Annotated in this window: 22 protein-coding genes; 10 read left to right on the top strand and 12 right to left on the bottom strand. The window is 60.6% G+C overall.

Annotated elements, in window-relative coordinates; all coding sequences use genetic code 11:
* The first annotated feature begins 278 nt into the window (after nt 1–278).
* From M3465_RS01840 to M3465_RS01830, 3 genes are read left to right on the top strand one after another with little or no spacing between them, the layout of a single operon-like run.
* Nucleotides 279–2486, top strand: coding sequence for a TnsB C-terminal domain-containing protein (locus M3465_RS01840; protein ID WP_249500000.1), 2208 nt, complete (start codon nt 279–281; stop codon nt 2484–2486).
* Nucleotides 2487–2488: 2 nt separating this feature from the next.
* Nucleotides 2489–3457, top strand: a complete 969-nt coding sequence (locus tag M3465_RS01835; RefSeq protein ID WP_249499999.1) for a TniB family NTP-binding protein — start codon at nt 2489–2491, stop codon at nt 3455–3457.
* The gene (locus M3465_RS01830; protein WP_249499998.1) at nt 3457–5007 is read left to right on the top strand and encodes a TniQ family protein; all 1551 of its coding nucleotides are present in this window, start codon (nt 3457–3459) and stop codon (nt 5005–5007) included. The genes M3465_RS01835 and M3465_RS01830 overlap by 1 nt, the downstream gene beginning before the upstream one ends.
* A 243-nt stretch (nt 5008–5250) precedes the next feature.
* Here the strand turns inward: M3465_RS01830 and M3465_RS01825 are convergent, their stop codons facing one another.
* The 3 genes from M3465_RS01825 to M3465_RS01815 form a co-directional block, all read right to left on the bottom strand.
* Nucleotides 5251–5832, bottom strand: a complete 582-nt coding sequence (locus tag M3465_RS01825; RefSeq protein ID WP_249499997.1) for a c-type cytochrome — start codon at nt 5830–5832, stop codon at nt 5251–5253.
* Nucleotides 5829–7019 (bottom strand): PQQ-dependent sugar dehydrogenase, encoded by a 1191-nt coding sequence (locus M3465_RS01820; RefSeq protein WP_502846100.1) that lies wholly within the window; start codon nt 7017–7019, stop codon nt 5829–5831. Before M3465_RS01820 ends, M3465_RS01825 begins: the two co-directional genes overlap by 4 nt.
* 203 nt (nt 7020–7222) lie before the next feature.
* The gene (locus tag M3465_RS01815; protein WP_249499995.1) at nt 7223–8710 is read right to left on the bottom strand and encodes an inorganic phosphate transporter; all 1488 of its coding nucleotides are present in this window, start codon (nt 8708–8710) and stop codon (nt 7223–7225) included.
* Nucleotides 8711–9078: 368 nt separating this feature from the next.
* Between M3465_RS01815 and ihfB the strand changes: the two genes are divergently transcribed.
* Genes ihfB through M3465_RS01800 form a run of 3 tightly spaced genes read left to right on the top strand, consistent with a single transcriptional unit; the run spans nt 9079 to nt 10361 of the window.
* Nucleotides 9079–9360: an integration host factor subunit beta gene (gene ihfB, locus M3465_RS01810; RefSeq protein ID WP_085631630.1), complete on the top strand. Its 282-nt coding sequence runs from the start codon at nt 9079–9081 to the stop codon at nt 9358–9360.
* A 7-nt stretch (nt 9361–9367) separates the two neighbouring features.
* On the top strand, nt 9368–9718 hold the full coding sequence (locus M3465_RS01805) for a lipopolysaccharide assembly protein LapA domain-containing protein (protein WP_249499994.1): 351 nt from the start codon (nt 9368–9370) through the stop codon (nt 9716–9718).
* A 7-nt stretch (nt 9719–9725) separates the two neighbouring features.
* Nucleotides 9726–10361, top strand: a complete 636-nt coding sequence (locus tag M3465_RS01800; protein ID WP_249499993.1) for a phosphoribosylanthranilate isomerase — start codon at nt 9726–9728, stop codon at nt 10359–10361.
* Nucleotides 10362–10408: 47 nt separating this feature from the next.
* Here M3465_RS01800 and M3465_RS01795 read toward each other — a convergent pair whose 3' ends face one another.
* Together M3465_RS01795 and M3465_RS01790 are read right to left on the bottom strand one after the other, a co-directional pair.
* Nucleotides 10409–11467 carry a quinone-dependent dihydroorotate dehydrogenase gene (locus M3465_RS01795; RefSeq protein WP_249499992.1) on the bottom strand — a complete coding sequence of 353 codons (1059 nt, stop codon included), beginning with the start codon at nt 11465–11467 and terminating at the stop codon, nt 10409–10411.
* Nucleotides 11464–11799 carry a DUF952 domain-containing protein gene (locus tag M3465_RS01790; protein WP_249499991.1) on the bottom strand — a complete coding sequence of 112 codons (336 nt, stop codon included), beginning with the start codon at nt 11797–11799 and terminating at the stop codon, nt 11464–11466. Before M3465_RS01790 ends, M3465_RS01795 begins: the two co-directional genes overlap by 4 nt.
* 141 nt (nt 11800–11940) lie before the next feature.
* On the opposite strand from M3465_RS01790, the gene M3465_RS01785 reads away from it, so the two are divergent.
* Entirely contained in the window at nt 11941–13500 is a 1560-nt protein-coding gene (locus M3465_RS01785) for a bifunctional metallophosphatase/5'-nucleotidase (RefSeq protein ID WP_249499990.1), read from the top strand.
* A 138-nt stretch (nt 13501–13638) separates the two neighbouring features.
* Here the strand turns inward: M3465_RS01785 and M3465_RS01780 are convergent, their stop codons facing one another.
* The 4 genes from M3465_RS01780 to M3465_RS01765 form a co-directional block, all read right to left on the bottom strand.
* Complete coding sequence (locus M3465_RS01780; protein ID WP_249499989.1) at nt 13639–14106, bottom strand: relaxase family protein; 468 nt, start codon at nt 14104–14106, stop codon at nt 13639–13641.
* Nucleotides 14107–14146: 40 nt separating this feature from the next.
* Nucleotides 14147–16105 (bottom strand): DNA topoisomerase IV subunit B, encoded by a 1959-nt coding sequence (parE, locus tag M3465_RS01775; protein ID WP_249499988.1) that lies wholly within the window; start codon nt 16103–16105, stop codon nt 14147–14149.
* 117 nt (nt 16106–16222) lie between these two features.
* Nucleotides 16223–16642 carry a hypothetical protein gene (locus tag M3465_RS01770; protein ID WP_249499987.1) on the bottom strand — a complete coding sequence of 140 codons (420 nt, stop codon included), beginning with the start codon at nt 16640–16642 and terminating at the stop codon, nt 16223–16225.
* A complete protein-coding gene (locus M3465_RS01765; RefSeq protein ID WP_249499986.1) occupies nt 16639–17847 on the bottom strand; it encodes a pyridoxal phosphate-dependent aminotransferase in 1209 nt (402 codons plus the stop codon). Before M3465_RS01765 ends, M3465_RS01770 begins: the two co-directional genes overlap by 4 nt.
* Before the next feature lie 85 nt (nt 17848–17932).
* Between M3465_RS01765 and M3465_RS01760 the strand changes: the two genes are divergently transcribed.
* From M3465_RS01760 to M3465_RS01750, 3 genes are all read left to right on the top strand, one after another.
* Nucleotides 17933–18325: a helix-turn-helix domain-containing protein gene (locus tag M3465_RS01760; protein WP_249499985.1), complete on the top strand. Its 393-nt coding sequence runs from the start codon at nt 17933–17935 to the stop codon at nt 18323–18325.
* A complete protein-coding gene (locus tag M3465_RS01755) occupies nt 18322–18582 on the top strand; it encodes a succinate dehydrogenase assembly factor 2 (protein ID WP_249499984.1) in 261 nt (86 codons plus the stop codon). Before M3465_RS01760 ends, M3465_RS01755 begins: the two co-directional genes overlap by 4 nt.
* Nucleotides 18583–18663: 81 nt before the next feature.
* Nucleotides 18664–19161 carry a MarR family winged helix-turn-helix transcriptional regulator gene (locus tag M3465_RS01750; RefSeq protein ID WP_249499983.1) on the top strand — a complete coding sequence of 166 codons (498 nt, stop codon included), beginning with the start codon at nt 18664–18666 and terminating at the stop codon, nt 19159–19161.
* 12 nt (nt 19162–19173) lie between these two features.
* On the opposite strand, the gene M3465_RS01745 is transcribed toward M3465_RS01750, so the two are convergent.
* The 3 genes from M3465_RS01745 to M3465_RS01735 form a co-directional block, all read right to left on the bottom strand.
* Nucleotides 19174–19602: a VOC family protein gene (locus tag M3465_RS01745; RefSeq protein WP_249499982.1), complete on the bottom strand. Its 429-nt coding sequence runs from the start codon at nt 19600–19602 to the stop codon at nt 19174–19176.
* A gap of 64 nt (nt 19603–19666) precedes the next feature.
* Nucleotides 19667–20935 carry a hypothetical protein gene (locus M3465_RS01740; protein WP_249499981.1) on the bottom strand — a complete coding sequence of 423 codons (1269 nt, stop codon included), beginning with the start codon at nt 20933–20935 and terminating at the stop codon, nt 19667–19669.
* Between the two features lie 92 nt (nt 20936–21027).
* Nucleotides 21028–22290: a hypothetical protein gene (locus M3465_RS01735; RefSeq protein WP_249499980.1), complete on the bottom strand. Its 1263-nt coding sequence runs from the start codon at nt 22288–22290 to the stop codon at nt 21028–21030.
* Nucleotides 22291–22368: the final 78 nt, after the last annotated feature.

Here is a 22368-nt window from a genome sequence, read left to right as displayed (position 1 = left end):
CGCCTGACGAAAGGACAAATAATGCCCCGATTCTTCTTAGAAGTTCTTATGAACTCTGACCGGACAATCGCTAGCTATCAGCTTGTCTCCCTAAATGGCGTCGATCGAAAACCTTCACCCTTTGAGCGGGTGGAGATCGACGATTGCTGGATGAGCATCGCTCCGCCCTCATTGCTGAGAACTCGCAAATAAAACAGCGCTTCGGACCGCTGTACCGCCTGCGAAAGCATGCATTTCCCGCGGCCTCATGCCGCCTGATCCCTTGAAAGGAAATTCCCATGGATCTCTCGTTCACCAACAAAAATGCCCACTACGCCTTTGGCAAGTTTGATCGCGTCACCATTGAAGGCGTCGGATATCGGCTCCATCAGGAAACGGAAGTTGGCCTTGTGTTCGTTCGCGATGACGAAACGCAACTCGCACGGCACTTCCCACATCAGGAGATGCAGCGGCTCGGCAATGCACACGCAATTCGGGTTGAGCAAGGATACTTTGATCCTCGCTTTGCGGCAAAGCGCCAACTTCAGATGAGCACTGCTTACGGTGGTCTTGTTTCGGGCAGAAAGACACGTGTGACCAAGCGTGAAGCCTACGCGCAAGCCCTTTTGGAGATCTATAACAAGGGCACGCTGAAAAAGACCGACGAATCCCTTAAGGCGAATGAAGACTTGCTGATTGCCAAGGCAATGAAGCTTGCGGACAATCTAAATCCTTCTGGGAAAGACAAGCTTCCCAAAGCTGAGGATTTCAGCATTCCTCCATCGCCAAGAACGCTGCGCCGGTGGCTGAGCGCTATGGAAAAGTTCGGCCCGAGCGGCCTTATTGATCGGATCGACAGCCGCGGCAATCGGTCATGCCGCATGGGACCGGAAGCGATCGGTCTGGTGATGAAAGAGGTGCGCACGTATCTCTCTCCGGAAAAGCCATCGATCAAGCATATCCATGAACAGGTGCAGATCAGCTTTCATGACCGCAACGAGCAGCGCGTCGCGAACGGACAATCACCGCTTACCATCCCCAGCCGCGAAACCGTGCGCCGCGCCATCCGTGCGCTGGACCCCTATCAGGTTGAATTGGCCCGTAACGGGGAAGCCGCCGCGCGCAAGAAGTTCCGGCCGGTTCTGAACGGCGTCTCGGTGACGCGGCCTTTGGAGCGCGTTGAGATTGACGAGTGGACGGTCGATGTCATGACGCTGATGCAGAGCAGCGGGATTTATGACCTCCTGGAGGATGACGCGAAGCGTTCGCTGGGTCTCTACGTCGAAGGTGATGAAGATGGATCGGGCAAGACGAAGCGCAAAAAGTGTGGTCGCTGGACACTGACCGCCGCAATCTGTTGTGCCACGCGCTGCATCGTTGGGATGGTTTTGAGCCGCAATCCCGGAGAGGAAGCGGCTATTCAGCTTTTGCAGATGATCACGACCAACAAAGGCGCGTGGTCAGATGCTGTGGGCGGCATGACGCCTTGGGACATGCATGGCACGCCTGAACTAATCGTTTTCGACGGCGGCGCAGCCTTCAAGTCGCAGCGGTTTCGCATGTCGGCTAGCGATCTCGGCGTCGCATGGGAAATGGCAATGAACGGTGTGCCTGAGAACCGCGGAACCATCGAGCGGGTGTTTGGTACTTTCGCAAGCGATTTTGCACCACGACTGACCGGTCACACTTTCAGCAGCATCATCGAGAAAGGTGATGCCGATCCGGAGAAGCGGGCCGTCCTAACCCTGGATGACTTCACTTTTGCCCTGATCCGTTGGGTGACGGACATCTACCACAATACGCCTCACGGTGGGCTGAATGGCGAGACACCCGTCAACGCGTGGCGTCGCCTGAGCAAGGAGTACGGGGTTCTTCCTCCGCCTGATATGGAAATGATGCGCCTGTGTTTCGGGCAGCAGCGCCAGTATCGTCTCGACAAGACCGGGATCACGATCCTTGGGGTGCGTTACCAGGCTGAACATCTGCAAACCTATATGCGCCGCAAGGATCCGCACATGGTTGATGTGCGGTGGCACCCAAAGGATATGGGTGCGATTTCGGTTCGGTTGGGCAAGGAATGGTTCGAGGTTCCGGCCCTGGACACTTCCCTGAAAGGGGTTGCTGCACAGACCTGGCTGACGGCTATCCGGCATACCCGTTCGGCCAACCCGACCTCGAACCGCTTGGCCAATGTGGCGGTGCGCGAAGCCATCAAGGCCATCAATGATCGCAACGAGCAGGCTAAGCAGGCGTCCAGCTTGAACCTTGAGGACTGGTCGGAGGAGCGCATGGAGCGCGCCGAGCGGGACCTGTTGGTCGGCGTCGAGTTCTTCGAGCGCAAGGCGCCTGCTCAGCAGAAGGGTGAACTGGGCCATCATATTCCGTCCACGGAAGAACTGACCGGTGTTCCCATGGATCACAACGCGCCGAAAAAGCCGTCTGGCGATGCGACCGCACCCTCGGACCTGCCCGCCAAGTCAACCAACATCACGATCGAGGAGGACTGATCATGAAGGATTTCGTCAACAAGGAAGCCGCTCTGGACGCGGTCCGCAAACTGCACATCGGGTTGGATTGGGATGCTGAGGCTGCCATGCATGTCAAGCGGCTGCTCGCACGGGACGGGGAGGGCAATCTCATCCCCAAGGCCCGCTACTTCACCAAGACAGGGGAGACTCGTGGGATGATGCTCGTCGGGGATCCCGGCAGCGGGAAGTCGCACCTGATGGACCGAACGCTGACCAAGATTCCCGAACTGGCTCCGGCCGATGATGGGGTGCCGCGTGTCATTGCTTGTCCAGTGCCTAGTCCTGCGACCTTCAAAAGCATGACCCTCGCGCTACTGGAGCGGTCTGGATATCCCGATGCTAATCCGCGGCAGGAGGCATGGTCGCTCTGGCAGCTCTTTCGGCATCGACTGAGCAAGTTGGGGGTCGCAGTGCTTTGGATTGATGAGGCGCAGGATTTGTTCTGTGCCGATCGCAAGGCCATCCTGCGGGCCCTCAAGTCGCTGATGCAGGGCGATGATGCTGTCGCCGTTATCCTGTCTGGCACCGACGATCTTGCACAGGTCATTCGGACTGACCCCCAGGTGAAACGTCGATTCACTGCGATGGTATTGCCGGAGCTCACCGAGGCGGCTCATGGAGACATGTTCTGCACGGTGATGTCGGACTACTGTGCGCGGGTCGACCTTGAGCCACCGGTGGAAGCCGACCTTGTTGCGCGCGTTTTCCATGGCGCACGGTATCGCTTTGGCCGCGCTGTCGAGCTCTTGCTGGTTGCCATGGAGTTCGCGATTGCCCGCAATGCGGAGCATCTGACGATCGACGACTTTGCCTCCGCCTATGCCATGAACGAGGCATGTCTTGCATCGCAGAATGTCTTCTACGCGGACAGCTACGTGCTTCTCAAACCTGATGCCGATGAGGACGCGCTTGCTTTTCCCAAGCGCCGTCAAGGCAAGGCGCGCAACTAATGAGCATGCTGTTTCCAAAAATCGAGCTCCATACCGGCGAAACGCCGATGTCATGGGCATCGCGGCAGGCGGCCTTCCATACGGGAGGCCGCGTCGTCCCGTTCCTGAACGATCTGGGGATCCCGGTTGCCGATCTAGCTCGTGGCAAGCGTGAAGCAGTTGTGAGGCTCTGTGCGAAGGCTGGCGAAGATCCTGCAGAGGTGATCCGCAACAGCATCGTCGCTGTCGGACTTCGTCGCTTCGAACTTTGTGGCCAGGAATTCTCAGCAGAGTTCACCACGGGGCCGGTCACTCGGTTTTGTCCGCTCTGCATTGCTGAGGACGTCGACGGCCATCGACATCCCGGTGAGGCGATGCGTCACCGGGTTCAGTGGCGGCTTGCGCCATATCGGACCTGTCCGAAACACAATCTGCCAATGAGCGACATCCGCATGGGAAAGTGGAGCGACATGCTCCACGAGCTTCAGGCCGTGCCGGAAGCACTCACGGAGCAGCTGGATGTTGCGAGGACAGGTGCCCGGAGAGAGCCGTCTCCTTTGCAGACATACGTGGAATGTCGGTTGAAGGGTGAGGCAGGCGCCGCTTGGCTGGACCTTCAGAGGGTCGACCAAGTCTGCCGCGCCGGTGAAATGCTGGGTGGCCTATTGCATTACGGGCCTGCCACAAAGGCTGCCGGGATGACGGAAGACATGTGGGACGCTGCGGGCCGCACCGGTTGGTCACTGTTGGAGGATGGTCCTGAGGTAATTCGGACGGTTCTCGCTGAAACCCTCAAAGGCTGTCTTCGTCAGAACGGGCATCCGAGCCCATGCAGCGCATTCGGCATGCTCTACGGGTGGCTGTTCGCCAGCCGATTGACCAAAGATCCAGGGCCAATTCGCGATCTCGTTCGAGACGTCATTATCGAACATGTTCCTCTGGTCCCGGGCCAGATGCTGCTCGGCAAGGCAGTGGAACATCCGCGGTTGTCAAGCATCGCCTCAATCGCGAAGGCTGAGGGATTGCATTCGAAGACACTGGCCAATGTCCTCCGTGTCGCCGGGGTGATTGAGGATGGAAAGGAGCAAAAGAGCGTTCGGAATGTGGTTGCCGACTATGCCAAGGCGAAGGACCTGATCGACAGGGCAAAGCGCGCGGTTCCGGTGACACAAGTGCCTGATATGCTCTCCGCGTCCCGTCCGATTGTGGCTGAGTTGATTTCACTAGGACAGCTGACGAGAATACAGGACCACGGTCAGCTGCAAAGCAAGCTGGGGAAGTCGATTGACGGACGGTCGGTTCAACGGACGCTCAACTTCATCGAAGGTTTCGGCCCGCTTGTAGAGAAGCCTCCCGAAACCCACGTCCACCTAGCCAAAGCTGCGGAGAAAACCCGGGTCACACTACGGGCCATTCTCGAAATGCTATTTGGGCAATTCCTGCAAACGGTCTATCGGCTACAGGGTTGCCACGGGTTAGAAGCGGTCTTGGTTTCACCGGATGAGATCATGGCATGCATCGAAGATCCGCCGCCCAATGCCTCTAACGAGATTCGGTTTTGGATGGGGTGAAAGGGCTTCAGTGGCTTGAAAGCCCAACGATTTTCCAAATTGCCGCTTTCGAGCGGCATATTTTTCGAACTTTCGATGGCCATTTGATCTGTGCAAAAGGTCATTTTGGTCGCCGGTGGATAATAATTATCCAATGAAATCAATACTTCAGAGTGGCGGAATGGTCACGTTTTGCTATGTCTCCACAGGCCATCGCCGATCCCTGGGGGGCAAGCGAAAGGCCCGGCGAAATGGCCCTGCCGATCATTGCGCCGGGGCGATTTCCAGTTCGATTTCTGCATACCAGTCGGAGATGGCCCGGATCTCGGCGTCCGTCAGCTTGGCGGCAATCTGTGACATGATGTCATGCCTGCGTTTCCCGCTCCGAAAGGCCTTCAGTTGGGTGTCGATATAGATATTCACCTCGCCGGCGAGGTTCGGCGCATCGAGCGCCGCAGAGATGCCATCGGCCCCATGACACGACACGCAGGCATCGGGAGCATCGGCCCCCGTTGCGCCCGGGGGCAGTGTCGCTGTCGCCTCATGCGCGGCATACCATGCCGCGACGTCCGATATTTGCTGCGCCGTGAGGTCGGCTGTGACCACCGACATCATCTCGTGCGTGCGCGCGCCGGTCTTGAACGCCATGAGCTGTGCTTCGAGATAGTCTTTCGGCTCGCCGCCGATATGCGGGGCGAGCGGAATTCGTGCATAGCCGTCGATGCCGTGACAGGTCTGGCACATGGTCGCGATCTTCCGTCCAGCGGCCGGATCGCCCGCCGTCGCGGCGTTGGCCCCGGCGAGCAGGAGCCCGCCGAGGAGAGCTGTCGCGGCAAGCCGTATCATTCAGGCGTCTGCGGGTTGTAGGCGATCCGCCAGATGGCACCGGCGAAATCGTCGGACACGAGCATTGAGCCATCCGGCAAAAATTCGATATCCATCGGGCGGCCACGATACTCGCCGGTCTCCTCATTGAGCCAGCCATCGGCGAAAACCTCGGCGCCCACCGCATCGCCCGTCTCTGGATCGAGCGCGGTGAACATCACGCGTGCCCCGACGGGGGTCGTGCGGTTCCAGGAACCGTGTTGCGCCCAGAAAATGCCGCCGTGATATTTTTCCGGAAAGCTGCTGTCATGGTAGAAGCGCATACCGAGATCCGCGGCATGGGCGGTCAATTCGAGTTGGGGTTCGATGAATTCAACGCCCTCTGGCCGCGGATGGTCGGATTCCGATACGATTTCGATCCGGGAATTCGTCCACGGAAAGCCGAAATGCTGGCCCGCCGCTGTTTGCCGGTTCAACTCGCCTGGCGGAATGTCGTCGCCCATCCCGTCCACCTGGTTGTCGGTCCACCACAGCTCGCCCGTTTCCGGATTGAAATCCTGTCCGACCGAGTTGCGCACACCGCGCGTGTAGACTTCGCGCCCCGTTCCATCCGTATTCATGCGAATGATGCCGCCAATACCGATCTTGTCATACATCTCGATCTTTTCGACCGGCTGCACGTTGTGAGGCTGGCCGAGCGAGACGTAAAGCATCCCGTCGGGTCCGATGTCGCAGACGCGTGCGGAGTGATTGAAGCTTTCTTCCTCGGGCGGGATCAATTCTCCCTGCGGCACGACGGTGCCAACGGCGATATCGGGACTCTCGAAGAAAAACTCCGCTGCGGGGAACACAAGGATGCGGTTGCGTTCTGCGATATAGAGAAATCCGTCGGGCGAGAAACAGGGCCCGTTGGGAATGTCGAAAGTAACCGACGGCGCGAAATCCTTGACCTCATCGGCAACACGGTCGCGGTCACGATCGACGATCGACCAGACCTTGTCCTTCCGCGTTCCGGCAAAGAGGACGGTGCCCTGAGGTGCCATGGCCATCGAGCGGGCGTCGGGAACCACAGCGTAGAGGCTGACCTCGAAACCATCGGGCACGTTGATATGTTCGACGATGTTGTTGAGCGCCTCCGCCCGTTCCCCTTCCTGTTCGATGAAGGTGAAGGTTGCATCCGTCTTTTGCATGTTGGAAAGCTTGTCCATGTTGTCCTGCGCCAATGTCGGCGCAGCCAACGCAGTGCTGAGCAGAAGCCCAGACGCGATATTTCTGCAAGTCATCAGTTCCTCCCATTGTCGATAGGCTGCCCAGCGATCGAGCGGCGTGGGCGCCTTACGCAACGGAAGCTTCGCCTTGCTTCAAGTGCGCTGTCAATGGTTTTGACGGCTCGCGGTCTGCGCCGAGGGGGTCAGCTTCCGGTGACCGCCCGGATGACGAAAAAGATCACGCCGGACAGGATCGCGGCGGCCGGAACCGTGATCACCCATGCGGCGATGATTGTCAGGAAATGCGAGCGGCGCACCAGTTTGCGGCGGCGGCGTTCCTCGGCGGAGTAGGTGGTGCGCTCGGGCATCGCGAGCCGCGCCTTGCGGATGCGACGTTCTGCGTCCCATTCGCGGAAAAATCCGACGCCGAACACGCCGCCGACGGCAATATGAGTCGAGCTGACGGGCAGACCGAGCCAGCTTGCCACGATGACGGTGATCGCCGCCGACAGCGCGACGCAATAGGCGCGCATCGGGTTCAGCTTGGTGATTTGCCCGCCGACCATGCGAATGAGTTTCGGCCCGAAGAGGAAAAGCCCGAAGGATATGCCGAACGCGCCGATGATCATCACCCAGAGGGGGATGTTGATCGCATCGCCGAAGCTTTCGGTTTGCGAGGCCTGCACGATCGCGGCGAGCGGCGCAACGGCGTTGGCCACGTCATTGGCACCATGGGCGAAGCTGAGCAGGGCGGCGGATACAACGAGAGGTATGCCGAAAAGCACCTTGAGCGACTTGTTGCGGTTCTCCAGCCCTTCGGATTGCCGGCGGATCACCGGGATCATCACCAACCATACGCCGAGCCCGAGACCGAGGCCGATCATCAGCGCGGAGGGCATGTCGATATCCATGATCTTTTTCAGGCCCTTGAGGGCGAGATAGGCGGCAAAGGCGCCAGCCATGATCCCCACAAGGATCGGAACCCAGACGCGGGCGGCTGCGATCTTGTCGGGCCGATAGATGATGCGCGACTTGATCAGCCACAGGAAACCGGCGGCGATCAGCCCGCCCAGAACGGGTGAGATCACCCAGCTTGCGGCGATGCCGCCCATGGTCTGCCAATCCACCGCAGCGAAGCCGGCGGCGGCGATGCCTGCGCCCATTACGCCGCCCACGACGGAATGGGTGGTCGAGACCGGCGCGCCGATCCATGTCGCCAGGTTCACCCAGAGCGCGGCCGACAGCAGCGCGGCCATCATCGCCCAGACGAAGATGGAGGCGGTGTCCATGCTTTGTGGCGCGATGATTCCCTTGGCAACGGTAGAAACCACATCTCCGCCGGCGATCAGCGCGCCGGCGCTTTCACAGACCACGGCGATGGCGATGGCGCCGCCCATCGAGAGCGCGTTGGCGCCCACGGCAGGACCCATGTTGTTGGCCACGTCGTTCGCACCGATGTTCAGCGCCATGTACGCGCCCAGACAGGCGGCGATGACGACGATCAGCGAATTGGTGGTCTGTCCGAAGAACAGCATCGCGGCGAGGCCCGCGAAGATGATGAAGACCAGCGCGATGCCTGGCCCGACCATCGGGCGCGATATGTAGCTGGTGGCGGTTTCAAGCTTGGAGAACCGCGCCAGATCGCGGTCGAGGGTTTCGAGGTGGCGGGGATCGCCCTGTTCCTGTGTCATGATCTTCCGTTCACGATGAGACACGCCCTTTTCGCGGCGACGACTACCGTTGCAATCGCGAAAAGATCAACCTTTCATTTGTGCCCCGGCGACGATTTCCGGGAACTGAGGATCTGAGGTGAAAGTCGCGGGTGCTTGCCCCCGGGTGAGCCGCCGAAGGGGCGAATCGGCTGGCTGCCGCGGCTTGCACGGCGGCGCTGCCGCGCCGACCGAACCCGCCGGGGCAGCGCGATTTCCGCCTAAGCGCCTTGGCGCGCGCAATTATTTGCGCGTGCGGACGCGGCTATGGGTTTCGTTGTGAGCGCGCCTGCGTATACTCTGGCCTGCAACGCGCCGGTATTTTGCGTGCGACAGGGAGATACGAGATTATGATACGCTCGGAATTGATCCAGAAGATTGCCGACGACAACCCACATCTATATCAGCGCGATGTCGAGCGCATCGTGAACACCATTTTCGAAGAGATCATCGATGCCATGGCGCGGGGCGACCGGGTCGAGCTACGCGGGTTCGGAGCGTTTTCGGTGAAAAAGCGCGATGCGCGGACGGGGCGGAACCCCAGGACGGGCGAAGCGGTTGAAGTGGAAGAGAAGCATGTGCCGTTTTTCAAGACCGGCAAGCTGCTTCGAGACAGGCTGAACGGAAAGTAAGGATCAGATGCGTTACATTCGCTATGCGTTTCTTGCGGTGCTTGCCATCGCGCTTGTGTCTGTGGCGCTTGCCAATCGCGGCATGGTCACACTGCAGCTGCTGCCAGCCGCGCTGGCCGATCTGGCGGGAATGAACCGGGTGATCGAATTGCCGCTTTTCGTGGTGATCCTCGGCGGGGTCGTCGCGGGGCTGATGATCGGCTTCGTGTGGGAATGGTTGCGCGAGCACAAGCACCGCGCCGCCGCCGCGCGCCGGGAGGCCGAGATCAAGCGCCTGGAGCGCGAATTGCGCCGCACCAAGGCGCAGCGCGACAAAGACAAGGACGAAGTCATCGCCCTTCTCGATCAGGCCAGCTGATCCGCGCATGGTTCCCGGAACACGCGTCAAAATCTGCGGTTTGAGCCGCGACGAGGAGGTCGCCGCCGCTGCCGAAGCGGGTGCGGCCTATGTCGGGTTCGTGTTCTTCCCCAAGAGCCCGCGCAACGTGACCATCGAAACGGCCCGCGATCTGGCGATCGATGTGCCGGTCGGCATCGCGAAGGTGGCGCTGGTCGTGAATGCCGGCGACGATCTGCTCGATGCGATCACCTCTGTCGTGCCGCTTGACATGTTGCAGCTGCACGGTTCCGAACCTCCCGAACGTGTGGCCGAGGTTCGGCATCGCTACGGTTTGCCGGTGATGAAGGCTGTCGGGGTCGCCGGGCCGGAGGATGTGGCCGCGCTCGACCGCTACAGCGTGGTTGCCGATCAAATCCTCGTCGATGCCAAACCGGCGCAGGGGGCCGATTTGCCGGGCGGCAATGGGGTAGCCTTCGATTGGCGTCTGATCGCGAACCGGCGCTGGAATGTGCCGTGGATGCTGGCAGGGGGGCTCACGCCCGACAATGTGGACGAAGCCATCGCGCTGACGGGCGCGCGGCAGGTTGATGTGTCGTCTGGCGTGGAATCGGCGCCAGGCGTCAAGGATCCCGTCTTGATCAGATCGTTTCTCGGCGTCTAGGGCGCGGATGCGTCGACGCATCCGGCCGTTTCGGTCGACCGAAACGGTCAGGCCCGGATTTCGCCCTTCGTGCCGACCGCATCCGCAACGCTTGCGAACCCGTCCCGTTCGAGCAGCGCCTCCAGCCCGGTCACGATCCTCGGAACGAGCCCAAGACCTTCATAGACGAGCGCGGAATAGAGCTGCACCGCCGATGCACCGGCGCGGATCTTGGCATAGGCGTCTTCGGCAGAGCCGATGCCGCCGACCCCGATGATCGGCAGGCAGCCTTGTGTTTCCCGGTAGAGCCGCGACAGAACGCGGGTCGATTTATCGAAGAGCGGACGCCCCGAAAGCCCGCCGGCCTCTCCCGCCTGCGCAGAGGCGAGGCCGGACCGGTCCAGCGTCGTATTGGTCGCGATCAGCCCGTCGATACCGGAGGTCACCGCGATTTCCGCGATATCCGCGATCTCGCCGTCCGAAAGGTCGGGCGCGATCTTGAGGAACACCGGAACCCGCTTGGCAAGCGTATCTCTCGTGTCGGTCACACCGGACAGAAGCGCGCCGAGCGCGTCCTTTCCCTGCAGATCGCGCAGTTTTTCCGTGTTCGGCGAGCTGACATTCACCGTTGCGAAATCGAGATGCGCGCCGCAGGTTTTCAGAACGGTTGCGAAATCCCCCGCGCGGTTCGCGCTGTCCTTGTTCGCGCCGAGATTGAGACCGATCACCGTGTCGCGGGGGCGCGCGGCCAACCGCGCCGCGATGGCCTCCATCCCGTCATTGTTGAAGCCGAAGCGGTTGATCACCGCGCGATCCTCGCTCAGGCGGAACAGCCGCGGCTTGGGATTGCCGGGCTGCGGGCGTGGCGTGGCAGCGCCGACTTCAAGAAATCCGAAACCGCTTCGGGATAGCGGCCTGAGCGCGACAGCGTTCTTGTCGAACCCGGCGGCCAGACCGACCGGGTTCGGAAGCGTCAGGCCCGCCAGTTCGGTTCGCAACCGCGCCGAAGTCAGCGTGCCGGCCGAAGGTGCAGCGCCCAGTTGCAAAAGACGCAGCGCAAACCCATGCGCGGTTTCGGGATCGAGGCGGTGCAGCAAGGCGAGCCCCGCCTTCTCGACGGCACTCATGCCAGATCGTCCGGAAAAACATGGCCGTCCGGGCCGAGGGGCAGGGGTTTGGCCCAAACAAGATCGGAATGGCGCAGGGGCGCGTGGAGATGTGGGAAAAGCGCGCCGCCGCGCGACGGCTCCCACCGCAGATCGCCGGTGATCGCCTTTTCATCGAAGGCCAGCAGCATAAGCCCGTCTTCGCCGGCGAAATGCCGGGCAGCGGTCTCGGGCACCTGCGCGGCTGTCGAGAAATGCACAAAGCCGTCGGCCACATCCACAGGCGCGCCCTCGATGACACCGCGGCTTTGCAGCGCGTCCCACTCGCCGGATCGGAGAATCTTGTAGATCATGGTCGCGATGTGCCGTCTGGGGGCAGCAAGGTCAAGCATTCGCCGGTGCCGTTTTCCTCCATCTTCCATACGCTTCGCTTTTGACTCCGCCCCCGGCGCGTTGCACCATCGTTTCAGAACAAGACAACAGAGAGGATTGAGATGACGTATCGACTACTCACCAGCGCAGCGGCGCTGGCGCTTTCGGCGGGTGTGGCACAGGCGGAGTATTCCCTGACCATCCTGCACACGAACGATTTCCACGCCCGTTTCGAGCCGATCAGCAAATACGATTCCGGCTGCTCCGCCGAAGATAACGAGGCGGGCGAATGTTTCGGCGGATCGGCACGGCTTGTCACGGCGATCAACGATGCTCGTCAGCGCAGCAACAACCATATCCTCGTCGATGGCGGCGATCAGTTCCAGGGCACGCTCTTTTATACGCAATACAAGGGCAAGCTGGCCGCCGAGATGACGAACAAGATGGGCTATGACGCAATGACCGTCGGCAACCATGAGTTCGACGACGGACCCGAAGTCTTGCGCGCCTTCGTCGACACGGTTGAGTTTCCGGTGCTGATGTCGAATGCCGATGTCTCGCAGGAGCCGCAACTCGCGGACGCGATCCAGAAATCGGTGGTGATCGAACGCGGCGGTGAAAAGCTCGGCCTCGTCGGGCTGACGCCGCGCGATACGGACGAGCTTGCCAGCCCGGGCCCGAACGTGATTTTCACCGATCCGGTCGAGGCGGTCCAGGCAGAGGTCGACCGGCTGACCGAAGAGGGAATCGACAAGATCATCGTGCTGTCCCATTCGGGCTACGGGGTGGATATGGATATCGCCGAACGCACCACGGGAATCGACGTGATCGTCGGCGGCCATTCCAACACGCTGCTGGGCGATATGGACCGCGCGGCCGGTGTCTATCCCACGATGGTGGGCGATACCGCGATCGTGCAGGCCTATGCCTATGGCAAGTTCCTTGGCGAATTAAACGTCACTTTCGACGATGAGGGAAAGATCATCGAAGCGGTCGGCGCGCCGATCATCATGGATCATTCGGTCACCGAGGACGATGTCACCAAGGAACGGATTTCCGAAGCGGCCAAACCGCTCGACGAGATCCGCAACAAGGTCGTCGCCAGCACGGAGCAAGCCATCGAGGGCAATCGAGAGGTTTGCCGCGTGCAGGAATGCCCAATGGGCAATCTGGTGGCCGACGCCTCGCTCGAACGGGTGAAGGATCAGGGCATCGACATCGCCATCGTCAACAGCGGCGGGCTGCGGGCGTCGATCGATTCCGGCGAGGTGACGATGGGCGAGGTTCTGACCGTTCTGCCCTTCAACAACACGCTGTCGACGTTCCAGATCACCGGCGAGACACTGGTGGAGGCATTGGAAAACGGCGTGAGCCAGATCGAGGAGGTCGCGGGCCGTTTCCCGCAGGTCGCGGGCATGAGCTTCACCGTCGATCCAAATGCCGAACCCGGTAGCCGCGTATCCGAGGTGATGGTCGGCGGCGAGCCCGTGGAGATGGACAAGATCTACGGCGCGGTTTCGAACAATTACGTGCGCAACGGCGGCGACGGCTACAAGATGTTCGTCGAGGCTCAGAACGCCTATGATTTCGGCCCCGATCTGGCGGATGTGACGGCAGAATATCTCGCCGAGAACAGCCCTTATCAGCCTTATACCGACGGTCGGATCACGGTTCAGGAATGAACGAAGTGCGGGCCGCGCGGTCGCGGCCCGCATATCCGCGAGGCGCAAGAATTCCTTGGGTGCAGAGGCCGCCGGATCGAGCGCGTCGATGACGCGTTTTCGCGAGAGTTTGTCATCCTCGGGCGCGACCCGAGGATCTTATGAGTCAAAGAACCGCGGGTCGGGTGCCCGCATTGGCTCGCGCCGCTGCGCAAACCGCTCGGCGATCCATGTATGAGTATGCCCGGGAAACCCCGCTTCGAACCGTTCAACAAGCTTGCTGTAAGAAAAGCCCAATTCGGATCCTTTGCAGACTCTGCTTCCTTCAGGATAAGTGAATAGCGCAAGGCCGCCGCCGGCCGGCCTCAATTCGTAGCCACATTCCTTCAAACGATGTCGCAGACTTTCCCAGCCGGTCGCATTGGCAAATTCAGGTGCGAGGCGCGCTCGCAAGGGCGCGATGAGCAGCTCGTCCGCCCGATTGGGCGGCCTCGCGTTCTTTCGGCGCGAGATTTCCTTCGCCAGCAGGTTACGCAAGAGTTGGCCGAGGCTGATATCGTCCTCTCGAGCGAGCATCGCGCCGACACGAAGCATCTCTTCCGGTATCTTGAAGTGAACGGTTCCCATGTCGCGGCTCAGTTTCCGCGAAGATTGTTAACATTCCGTTTCACACATCCAGTTCTTCAACAAACCGGGCATTCTCCTGAATATACTGAAACCGCAGCTCCGGTTTTTTCCCCATCAGCTGCTCCACCAGATCGCCGGTTTCCCCCGGCTCATCCTCGTCTATCGTCACCCGGATCAGTTTCCGCGACGCCGGGTCCATCGTGGTTTCCTTCAGATCCTTCGCGTCCATCTCGCCCAGACCCTTGAAGCGTTGCACGTCGATCTTGCCCTTGCCGCCAAGACCCTTTTCCATCATCTCATCCTTCTCGGCATCATCCGCCACGTAGAGCCGCTTGGCCCCCTGCGTCAGCCGGTAGAGCGGCGGGCAGGCGAGGTAGAGATGGCCCGCGTCGATCATTGGGCGCATTTGAGTGAAGAAAAAGGTCATCAAAAGCGATGCAATATGTGCGCCGTCCACGTCGGCATCCGTCATGATGATAACCTTGTCGTAACGAAGATCGTCCACATTGAACTTTGTCCCGAGCCCGACGCCCAGTGCTTGGGTCAGATCGTTGATTTCCGCATTCGTGCCCAGTTTGGAGGAGGCTGCCCCGAGAACGTTCAGAATTTTTCCCCTCAGCGGCAATAACGCCTGCGTTTTGCGGTCCCGCGCCATCTTGGCCGATCCGCCGGCGCTGTCGCCTTCGACGATGAAAAGCTCCGTTCCCTCGCGCGAGGTTGCCGAGCAATCCACCAGCTTGCCGGGAAGGCGCAGCTTTTTCGTCGCGCTTTTCCGGGCCGTTTCCTTTTCCTGACGGCGCCGCAGCCGCTCTTCGGCACGCAAAACGAGGAAATCGAGGATCGCGCCCGCCGATTTGGTATCGGCGGCCAGCCAGTTGTCGAAGTGATCGCGCACGGCGCCTTCGACCATGCGCTGCGCTTCGGTCGTGGCCAGACGGTCTTTGGTCTGGCCCACGAACTCCGGCTCGCGGATGAAGCAGGAAACCAGCGCGCAGCCTCCGGTGATCAGATCATCGCGGTTGATCTGCGCGGCCTTCTTGTTATTCGACAACTCGCCGTAAGCACGGATGCCCTTGAGGATCGCCGCCCAGAACCCCGCCTCATGGGTGCCGCCTTCGGGCGTGGGAACGGTGTTGCAATAGGACTGAATGAACCCGTCGCGCGACGGCGTCCAGTTGATCGCCCATTCCACCTTGCCCGACGCTCCGAATTTCTCGCGGAAATCCACGGTGCCGGAGAAGGGTCGCTCGGCATAGGTCGAGGCCTTGCCCAGCGTCTCGATCAGGTAATCGGACAGGCCGCCGGGAAAATGAAAGGTCGCCTCCCGCGGTGTCTCGCCGTCATCGACCGCCGATTTCCACCGAATCTCCACGCCGGAGAAGAGATAGGCTTTCGACCGCACCATCTTCAGAAGCCGGGCGGGCTTGAACCGGTGATGGCCGAAAATCTCTTCATCGGCGTGGAACGTCACGGTGGTGCCGCGACGGTTGGGCGCCTGGCCCACCTTTTCGACCGGGCCGAGCGGCACGCCGCGCGAGAAACGCTGTTCGAACAATTCGCGGTTGCGCGCGACCTGCACGACCATCGAATCCGAAAGCGCGTTGACGACCGATGCACCGACGCCGTGCAACCCGCCCGAGGTCTCATAGGCCTTGCCGGAGAATTTGCCCCCTGCGTGCAACGTGCAGAGAATCACCTCGAGTGCGGATTTGCCGGGAAATTTCGGATGCGGATCGATCGGAATCCCGCGCCCGTTGTCGCGGATCGTGATGGCGTGATCCTCGTGCAGTTCCACTTCGATCCGGTTGGCATGCCCTGCGACCGCCTCATCCATCGAGTTGTCGAGAACCTCGGCGACAAGATGATGGAGCGCCCTTTCATCGGTGCCGCCGATATACATGCCCGGCCGTTTTCGGACCGGCTCCAGCCCTTCCAGAACCTCGATGGAAGAGGCGTCATAATCGGTCGGTTCATGCCCTGTCAGGAGGTCTTCGGCCATCACGCTGCTCTGTATTGTTGGTTTGCCAGCCATTATGGCAGAGCGCGCAGGCCGGGGAAAGCGCCTAGCGCCTTGGCGCGCAGCCGTAGGGCCGGGTCTGGCTCCTTGCGCTGACCTTCAATCCGCCCCGTCGCCGTCGCGTTTCAGCAATCGGTCGGCCTTGCGGCGCACCAGAACGCTGCGCAGATCGTGCATTGCCAGCAGAAGTGTATCGGTCACGCGGCTCAACTCGTCGTCGGATGCACGCGATTGTGCCCATTGAGCGGTGAGATTGAGATGATCGACGGTTCGCAGGATGTCGTCGATCCGGCGCGCGTCGAGGTGTTGGCGCCGCTCTTCCATCCAGCCCTCGATCACCGCGATATCCTCCGCGCCAAGCTCGCGGTCACCGTGGGGTTTGATTTCCCCGTTGCGGATGTTCAGCACTGCGATCTGATCCATCTCGATCCGCCTTTGGCGGTTCTGGGAATCGACGCGGAAGACGAGCGCGCCGTTTTCGCGGATGCGGAAATAGTATTCGGGCAGACCCGCGCTCATGACGCGTGCAATCCGCTGCAAAACTTCCGAATTCGCGCGCAGGCTTCGGTAAGTTGTGCATCCGAGGTTGCGTAGCTGACCCGGAAATGGGGGCTCAATCCAAACGCCGCTCCGAAAACGACGGCAACACCTTCTTCCTCGAGCAGCGCGGTGGCGAATGCCTCGTCATCGTCGATCCGCGTGCCGCCGGCGCTCGTCTTGCCGATGCAGCCGGAAATGCAGGGATAGACGTAGAAAGCACCTTCGGGGGTTTCGCAGGTGACGCCCTTGGCCGCGTTAAGTTCACGCACCACCAGGTCGCGCCGCTTCCGAAACACGGTGCACCTTTCCGAAAGGAAATCTTGCGGCCCGTTCAACGCCTCGATCGCAGCGTATTGGCTGATCGAGCAGGGGTTCGTCGTCGATTGCGATTGCAGCTTGCGCATGGCGGCGATCAAGTGCTCTGGCCCGGCGGCATAGCCAATCCGCCAGCCGGTCATCGCATAGGCCTTCGACACGCCGTTCACGGTCAGCGTGCGATCGTAGAGCGCCGGTTCCACCTCCGCCGGAGTGCAGAATTCAAAACCGCCGAAGGTTAAATGCTCATACATGTCGTCGCTCATCACCCAAACATGCGGGTGCCGAAGGAGCACATCAGTCAGGCGCTTCACATCATCGCGCCCATAGCCCGCGCCAGTCGGGTTGGCGGGAGAATTGAAGATGAACCATTTGGTGCGCGGCGTAATCGCGGCCTCCAGATCCTCGGGGGTGATGCGAAATCCGTTCTCCTGACGGGCGGTCACGATCACTGGCGTGCCGCCGCCGAGGCGCACCATGTCCGGATAGCTGACCCAGTAGGGCGCGGGAATGATCACCTCGTCGTCGGGGTTCAGCGTTGCCATCAGCGCGTTGTAGAGCACTTGCTTGCCGCCTGTCGAAACCGACACCTGCGCCGGAGCGTAATGCAGCCCGTTGTCGCGCTGGAACTTGGCGCAGATCGCCTGTTTCAACTCCGGGATGCCATCGACGGCCGTGTATTTCGTTTTTCCCGCCTCGATGGCCGCAATCGCCGCAGCCTTTACGTTATCGGGCGTGTCAAAGTCAGGCTCACCGGCCCCGAGGCCGATCACATTGCGGCCCGCGGCTCTGAGCTCCATCGCCTTCTGCGTCACCGCGACCGTCGAGGACGGGCGGACGCGCGAGAGCGTTTCGGAGAGGAACGGCATCGCTGGCCTCTGTTTGTGATTGCACCGGGACTGTCTTAGGGTGCGGCCCGAATGCGATCAAGCGGGGATCGCGAAAGGAGACATGATGACTGAGAGCGAACAGGACTGGTATGCCCCTGAAATCGCGACATTCGGCGACCGTCTGACCGCCGCGCGCGAGGCCTCGGGAATGACGCAGGAGGCGCTTGCCAAGCGGCTCGGCGTCAAGAAGCTGACGCTGCGGAACTGGGAGGACGACCTGTCCGAGCCGCGCGCCAACCGTCTTTCGATGATGGCCGGGCTGCTGAATGTGTCGATGATGTGGCTCATCAACGGTGAGGGCGAAGGGGTCGATTCCCCCGGAGAAACCGATATGCCGGCAGATATCGTCGAGGTGCTTCTCGAACTGCGCGAATTGAAGACCGATCTTCACAAGAAGGCGGAGCGGCTTGCTCGGCTGGAAAAGCGTTTGCGCGTGATGGCGAGGGCCGAGCCATGAACGAGACGCGTGAAAATCGGCTCAAGAGGCTGAAAATGCGTTCGATGCGGCGCGGCATCAAGGAGATGGATATCATCCTGTCGCGCTATGCCGAGAGGCGCTTGGACAGTTTCGATCAGTCCGATCTGGACGCTTATGACGCGCTTTTGTCGGAGAACGATCAGGATCTCTATCAGTGGGTCAGTGGCCAGAAAACGCCGCCCGAGAGGCTGCGCCCGCTTATCGAGGATATCTCGAACGTGGCCTTTCAGGGGTAGACACGGGAAAATTTCGTGGCTTAACCGATTATTCGGGAATATGACGCATGCTCCTCCGCAACAGGTAAGGCGGAGAGACGAATGAGCATTCACACATCTGTTGATCACACCCGGACCAAGGGCGTTTTGCACGGCTATCTTGAGGCGCTCGCGCTTGTCGAACGATTGCACCGGCTGCTGCTCGATGTGATCAAGGACGAATTCGAACGCGTCGGCGTGATCGAGATCAACGCCGTTCAGGCGCTCTTGCTGTTCAATATCGGCGATAACGAGGTCACGGCAGGGGAGTTGAAGACGCGCGGGTATTACCAGGGCAGCAATGTCAGCTACAATCTCAAGAAGCTTGTCGAGATGGGCTACATGCATCACCAGCGTTGCGAGATCGACAGGCGATCGGTGCGCGTGCGGCTGACGGCGCGGGGGCGGGAAATCCGCGATCTGATTTCCGCGCTTTTCGCGCGCCATGCGACGGGCCTGCTCGATCAGAACGTGATCGACGATATGACGCTTGGGGATATGAGCGATACGCTCCGCCGCATGGAACGCTACTGGACGGATCAGATCCGCTATATCTATTGATGCAGCGCTGGCCTACCAATGGCCGGTATTGCCCATCGAGGTCCATGGCTCTTTAGGGGGCAGGGGATCACCGTTTTGGAGAAGCTCGATCGAGATATTGTCGGGCGACCTTACAAAGGCCATCCGCCCGTCATGCGGCGGGCGATTGATGGTCACGCCGTTGTCCATGAGGTGCTGGCACATTGCATAGATATCATCCACGCCATAGGCCAGATGCCCGAAATGCCGGCTGTCTGAAGGCAGCCCCTCATCGCCGTCCCAGTTATAGGTCAGCTCGATCGGGCACTCCTCCTGTCCTTCCGGCGCCATAAAGATGAGCGAAAAGCGGCCCTTGTCATTATCGGTGCGGCGCGTTTCCCTCAGGCCGAGCAGCTCGTAGAATTTCATCGATGCGTCCAGATCCTTGACGCGGACCATCGTGTGCAAATAGCGCAGCGGCATGTGTCACCTCCTTGTTCTTCGCGCGCAAGGCTAGAACAATTCGGCGCGGTGTCCAGCCGAAGCGTCAGAAGACGGAGCGGATGCCCAACTGGATGCCGTAATTCTCTGTCTCGTAAAGATCGATATTCGCATCCGTGCGCTCGGCATTGAAGGTGACGGTCGGGATGAAGCCGTAGGCGTCGAGACCCGGAAAGGCGGCCGTGATCGAGGCTTCGATGCTGCGCTCGTCGCGTCCATCCATGGAAACGGCCGACCGGTCATGATTCTTGTCCGACAATGTCACCCCGAAATCCAGCAGCGCAGGTCCGATGGGGCGCGCCAGCGCGTAGCGCAGGGACAGATCGCGCTGCGTATAATCGAGGTAATCCCCATCGCTAGAAGAGCGTGTCAGCCCCACCGACATGGCGAACCTGTCGCCGCCTTGCGCCGTCAGGTCATAGCCCAGCCGCGCGGACCAAATGGTTGCATCCTCGCGCCTGCCCTGTCCGATCTGGCCCTCGCGGGTGAGGCCCAGATCGATCCTGGCATCTTTGCTGATGGGTTTTGTAAGGCCAATTCCCGCACGGTTATAATGAAACAGCGGATCGCCCCCATACCAGACGCCGCCAATGCCAAGGTCCCAGCGCGCCTGCGCGCGCAGGGCGGACAACGCATGGCTCTCGGAAATCCCGGCAAAGACCGAGCTGGTGGCGAAATCGGATCCTTCGACATCCGGCGCGATGTCCTTTGCATCGTCCGATAGCTGGTATGTTCGGTGCGAGACGCGGAACGACAGATCGCGGCGCCGGGTGGGCGTGGACATCAGCCGGTAGCGCGCGCGAAACCCTGTCGAAACCTCGACGCCGGAAAGCGCTCGCGCCTCGCCCTCCAGCTGGAATTCGAAGGGCAGACCAAACAGCTCGGAGGTTTCGTTCCGGCTGCCGTTGTTGATGTTCGAGCTCGGCGCGACCGAGAAGGAAAAGGCGGTGGACCAAGGGTTTTGCGACCGGACATACCGAAAATCCCGCGCCGCCCGCGCCTTGAGCGCATCGCTCGGCGCATGATGCACCGCCCGCCGCAACCAAAGCTGCGCCGATGTGCGCCGCCCGGCGGAGGACAACGCCTGGGCCATGGCGAGAGAGGAGGCGTACTTTTCACTTGGGGTTCGTGACAGGGCCCATGCCGCCTTCGCATGCGCCGTTGCCTTTCCGGTATAGCCCAGATCACGTGCCGATCTGGACCGTATCAACTGGGCATTCAAATCGTTGGAATCGCGCGAGATCAACGCCCCGGAAAGGTCATAGGCCAACTCCGGGCGGCCTTGCAGAACCGCTTGACCTGCGAGTTCGCGCATTTCCTGCGGCGACAAAACGACCTGAGCCGTTGCATATCCTGTGGATAGCAGCGCAACCGCAAAAATCGCGATCCTGAGAAATTTTGCGATCATCATTGACGGTAGATGATAAATCCGCCGGTTTCCTGGAACGAGGTGTTGTCGGTGCGGGGATCATCGCCCTCGATGACCAGAACACCGACGATTTCGCCGGCATCCTCGCCGGAAACGATTGCGTAATAGTTCCCCTCCGCAGTAACCGAGGTCGCACCATCTTCGAACGTACCGACCTCCCGCAATTCGCCGGCGATCTCACCATTCGAATCCGCAATATTGGGAGAGATTACAGGCCGCAACGGCGGCAGAACCAACTCGCCGCGATCATTGACTTCGGCTGCGATACCGGGCGAGGACGTTCCGCCATCGCTGTCGGTTTCAAAGCTTGCCAGATACTCGGGTGTTACGTTTTTTCCGGTGCTGTCGAAAATCTGACGGTTCCTGACATAGAGAGCCACGCCGCGATTGCCATTGTTGAAATCCTTGAAGTCCACGAACATTTCGGCATCGCCCTGGACATATTCCAGCCCGCTGCGCCCCTCGAAGATCCGGATACCGGCATAGTCGCCCAAATATCTTGCATCTCCCTCATCCGGCAGGACCAGACGCACGGGATTGCCAGCGTCATCCACATCGTTGCGCTGATATACGAAGCCGCCGAACCCGTAATCGATATAGGAACCCGATCTCACAATCGCGAATTCGGTCTGGCCTGTCGTGCTGCGGCCATAAAGTGCGCGGTATGTGAAGGTATCGAGCGTGGTTCCGGTTACAGGATCGGTCGCCTGCTCCTTGCCTTCGTAAACGCCGTACGGGCCGAGCTGGGCAACGCCTGTCACCGGATCGCCCCTCGTGTAGACGTTGTCCCCATCGAAAGCGATGTTGTCGACGTAGAATTCGTCCTGACCTTGATCGTTGCGATATTGAATGTCGGTTGCGAACCCTCCGCCGGTCTCGTCATCACGCGGTTCGACCCGCACGATACCAGCGTTCGGGTCCGGCGATGTTGTTCCCGGCGGCAGCGCAGGCAAGCGGCCGTCGCTGTCTATAGGGTCGCCATCGCTGCCGGGATTTTCACCCTGGTTCCCGTTCTGCCCGCCATTCTCGCTCTCTTCTTCGTCGGGCGTTTGCAGAACGTCGCCGCCGCCGCTGTCGCAGGCTGTCAACATGCCGAGGCACAGGATCAGAAGTAGGGTACGCGTCATTAGAAAACTGCCTCGGTCTGATTGGTTTGTCGAGTTTGCCTGAACGTCCGGCAGCACCGCGGGAAAGTCAACGTCGCGCCGTGCGGTCGATCGAAAGATGCGGCGGCGCGACAACAGCTTGTGCACGGTTCTCAAAAAGAGCGGCGTTGACGTACCGTTCGGCCGTGGCTGTTAATATAGAGGCCATGTCGA

It is taken from the genome of Marivita sp. GX14005, from assembly GCF_023370775.1.
In the GTDB taxonomy this organism is placed as follows: domain Bacteria; phylum Pseudomonadota; class Alphaproteobacteria; order Rhodobacterales; family Rhodobacteraceae; genus Marivita.
This window is presented reverse-complemented; position numbering and strand designations above follow the sequence as displayed.

What these genes read in the sequence shown, in the direction of transcription:
- M3465_RS01800 (WP_249499993.1), top strand. Translation starts at nt 9,726, where the DNA reads ATGGTTCCCGGAACACGCGTCAAAATCTGCGGTTTGAGCCGCGACGAG.
- M3465_RS01745 (WP_249499982.1), bottom strand. Translation starts at nt 19,602, where the DNA reads ATGCCGCTGCGCTATTTGCACACGATGGTCCGCGTCAAGGATCTGGAC.
- M3465_RS01780 (WP_249499989.1), bottom strand. Translation starts at nt 14,106, where the DNA reads ATGGGAACCGTTCACTTCAAGATACCGGAAGAGATGCTTCGTGTCGGC.
- parE (WP_249499988.1), bottom strand. Translation starts at nt 16,105, where the DNA reads ATGGCCGAAGACCTCCTGACAGGGCATGAACCGACCGATTATGACGCC.
- M3465_RS01830 (WP_249499998.1), top strand. Translation starts at nt 3,457, where the DNA reads ATGAGCATGCTGTTTCCAAAAATCGAGCTCCATACCGGCGAAACGCCG.
- M3465_RS01825 (WP_249499997.1), bottom strand. Translation starts at nt 5,832, where the DNA reads ATGATACGGCTTGCCGCGACAGCTCTCCTCGGCGGGCTCCTGCTCGCC.
- M3465_RS01740 (WP_249499981.1), bottom strand. Translation starts at nt 20,935, where the DNA reads ATGCGCGAACTCGCAGGTCAAGCGGTTCTGCAAGGCCGCCCGGAGTTG.
- M3465_RS01820 (WP_502846100.1), bottom strand. Translation starts at nt 7,019, where the DNA reads ATGGACAAGCTTTCCAACATGCAAAAGACGGATGCAACCTTCACCTTC.
- M3465_RS01795 (WP_249499992.1), bottom strand. Translation starts at nt 11,467, where the DNA reads ATGAGTGCCGTCGAGAAGGCGGGGCTCGCCTTGCTGCACCGCCTCGAT.
- M3465_RS01835 (WP_249499999.1), top strand. Translation starts at nt 2,489, where the DNA reads ATGAAGGATTTCGTCAACAAGGAAGCCGCTCTGGACGCGGTCCGCAAA.
- M3465_RS01785 (WP_249499990.1), top strand. Translation starts at nt 11,941, where the DNA reads ATGACGTATCGACTACTCACCAGCGCAGCGGCGCTGGCGCTTTCGGCG.
- M3465_RS01755 (WP_249499984.1), top strand. Translation starts at nt 18,322, where the DNA reads ATGAACGAGACGCGTGAAAATCGGCTCAAGAGGCTGAAAATGCGTTCG.
- M3465_RS01790 (WP_249499991.1), bottom strand. Translation starts at nt 11,799, where the DNA reads ATGATCTACAAGATTCTCCGATCCGGCGAGTGGGACGCGCTGCAAAGC.
- M3465_RS01770 (WP_249499987.1), bottom strand. Translation starts at nt 16,642, where the DNA reads ATGAGCGCGGGTCTGCCCGAATACTATTTCCGCATCCGCGAAAACGGC.
- M3465_RS01760 (WP_249499985.1), top strand. Translation starts at nt 17,933, where the DNA reads ATGACTGAGAGCGAACAGGACTGGTATGCCCCTGAAATCGCGACATTC.
- M3465_RS01765 (WP_249499986.1), bottom strand. Translation starts at nt 17,847, where the DNA reads ATGCCGTTCCTCTCCGAAACGCTCTCGCGCGTCCGCCCGTCCTCGACG.
- M3465_RS01750 (WP_249499983.1), top strand. Translation starts at nt 18,664, where the DNA reads ATGAGCATTCACACATCTGTTGATCACACCCGGACCAAGGGCGTTTTG.
- M3465_RS01805 (WP_249499994.1), top strand. Translation starts at nt 9,368, where the DNA reads ATGCGTTACATTCGCTATGCGTTTCTTGCGGTGCTTGCCATCGCGCTT.
- M3465_RS01815 (WP_249499995.1), bottom strand. Translation starts at nt 8,710, where the DNA reads ATGACACAGGAACAGGGCGATCCCCGCCACCTCGAAACCCTCGACCGC.
- ihfB (WP_085631630.1), top strand. Translation starts at nt 9,079, where the DNA reads ATGATACGCTCGGAATTGATCCAGAAGATTGCCGACGACAACCCACAT.
- M3465_RS01840 (WP_249500000.1), top strand. Translation starts at nt 279, where the DNA reads ATGGATCTCTCGTTCACCAACAAAAATGCCCACTACGCCTTTGGCAAG.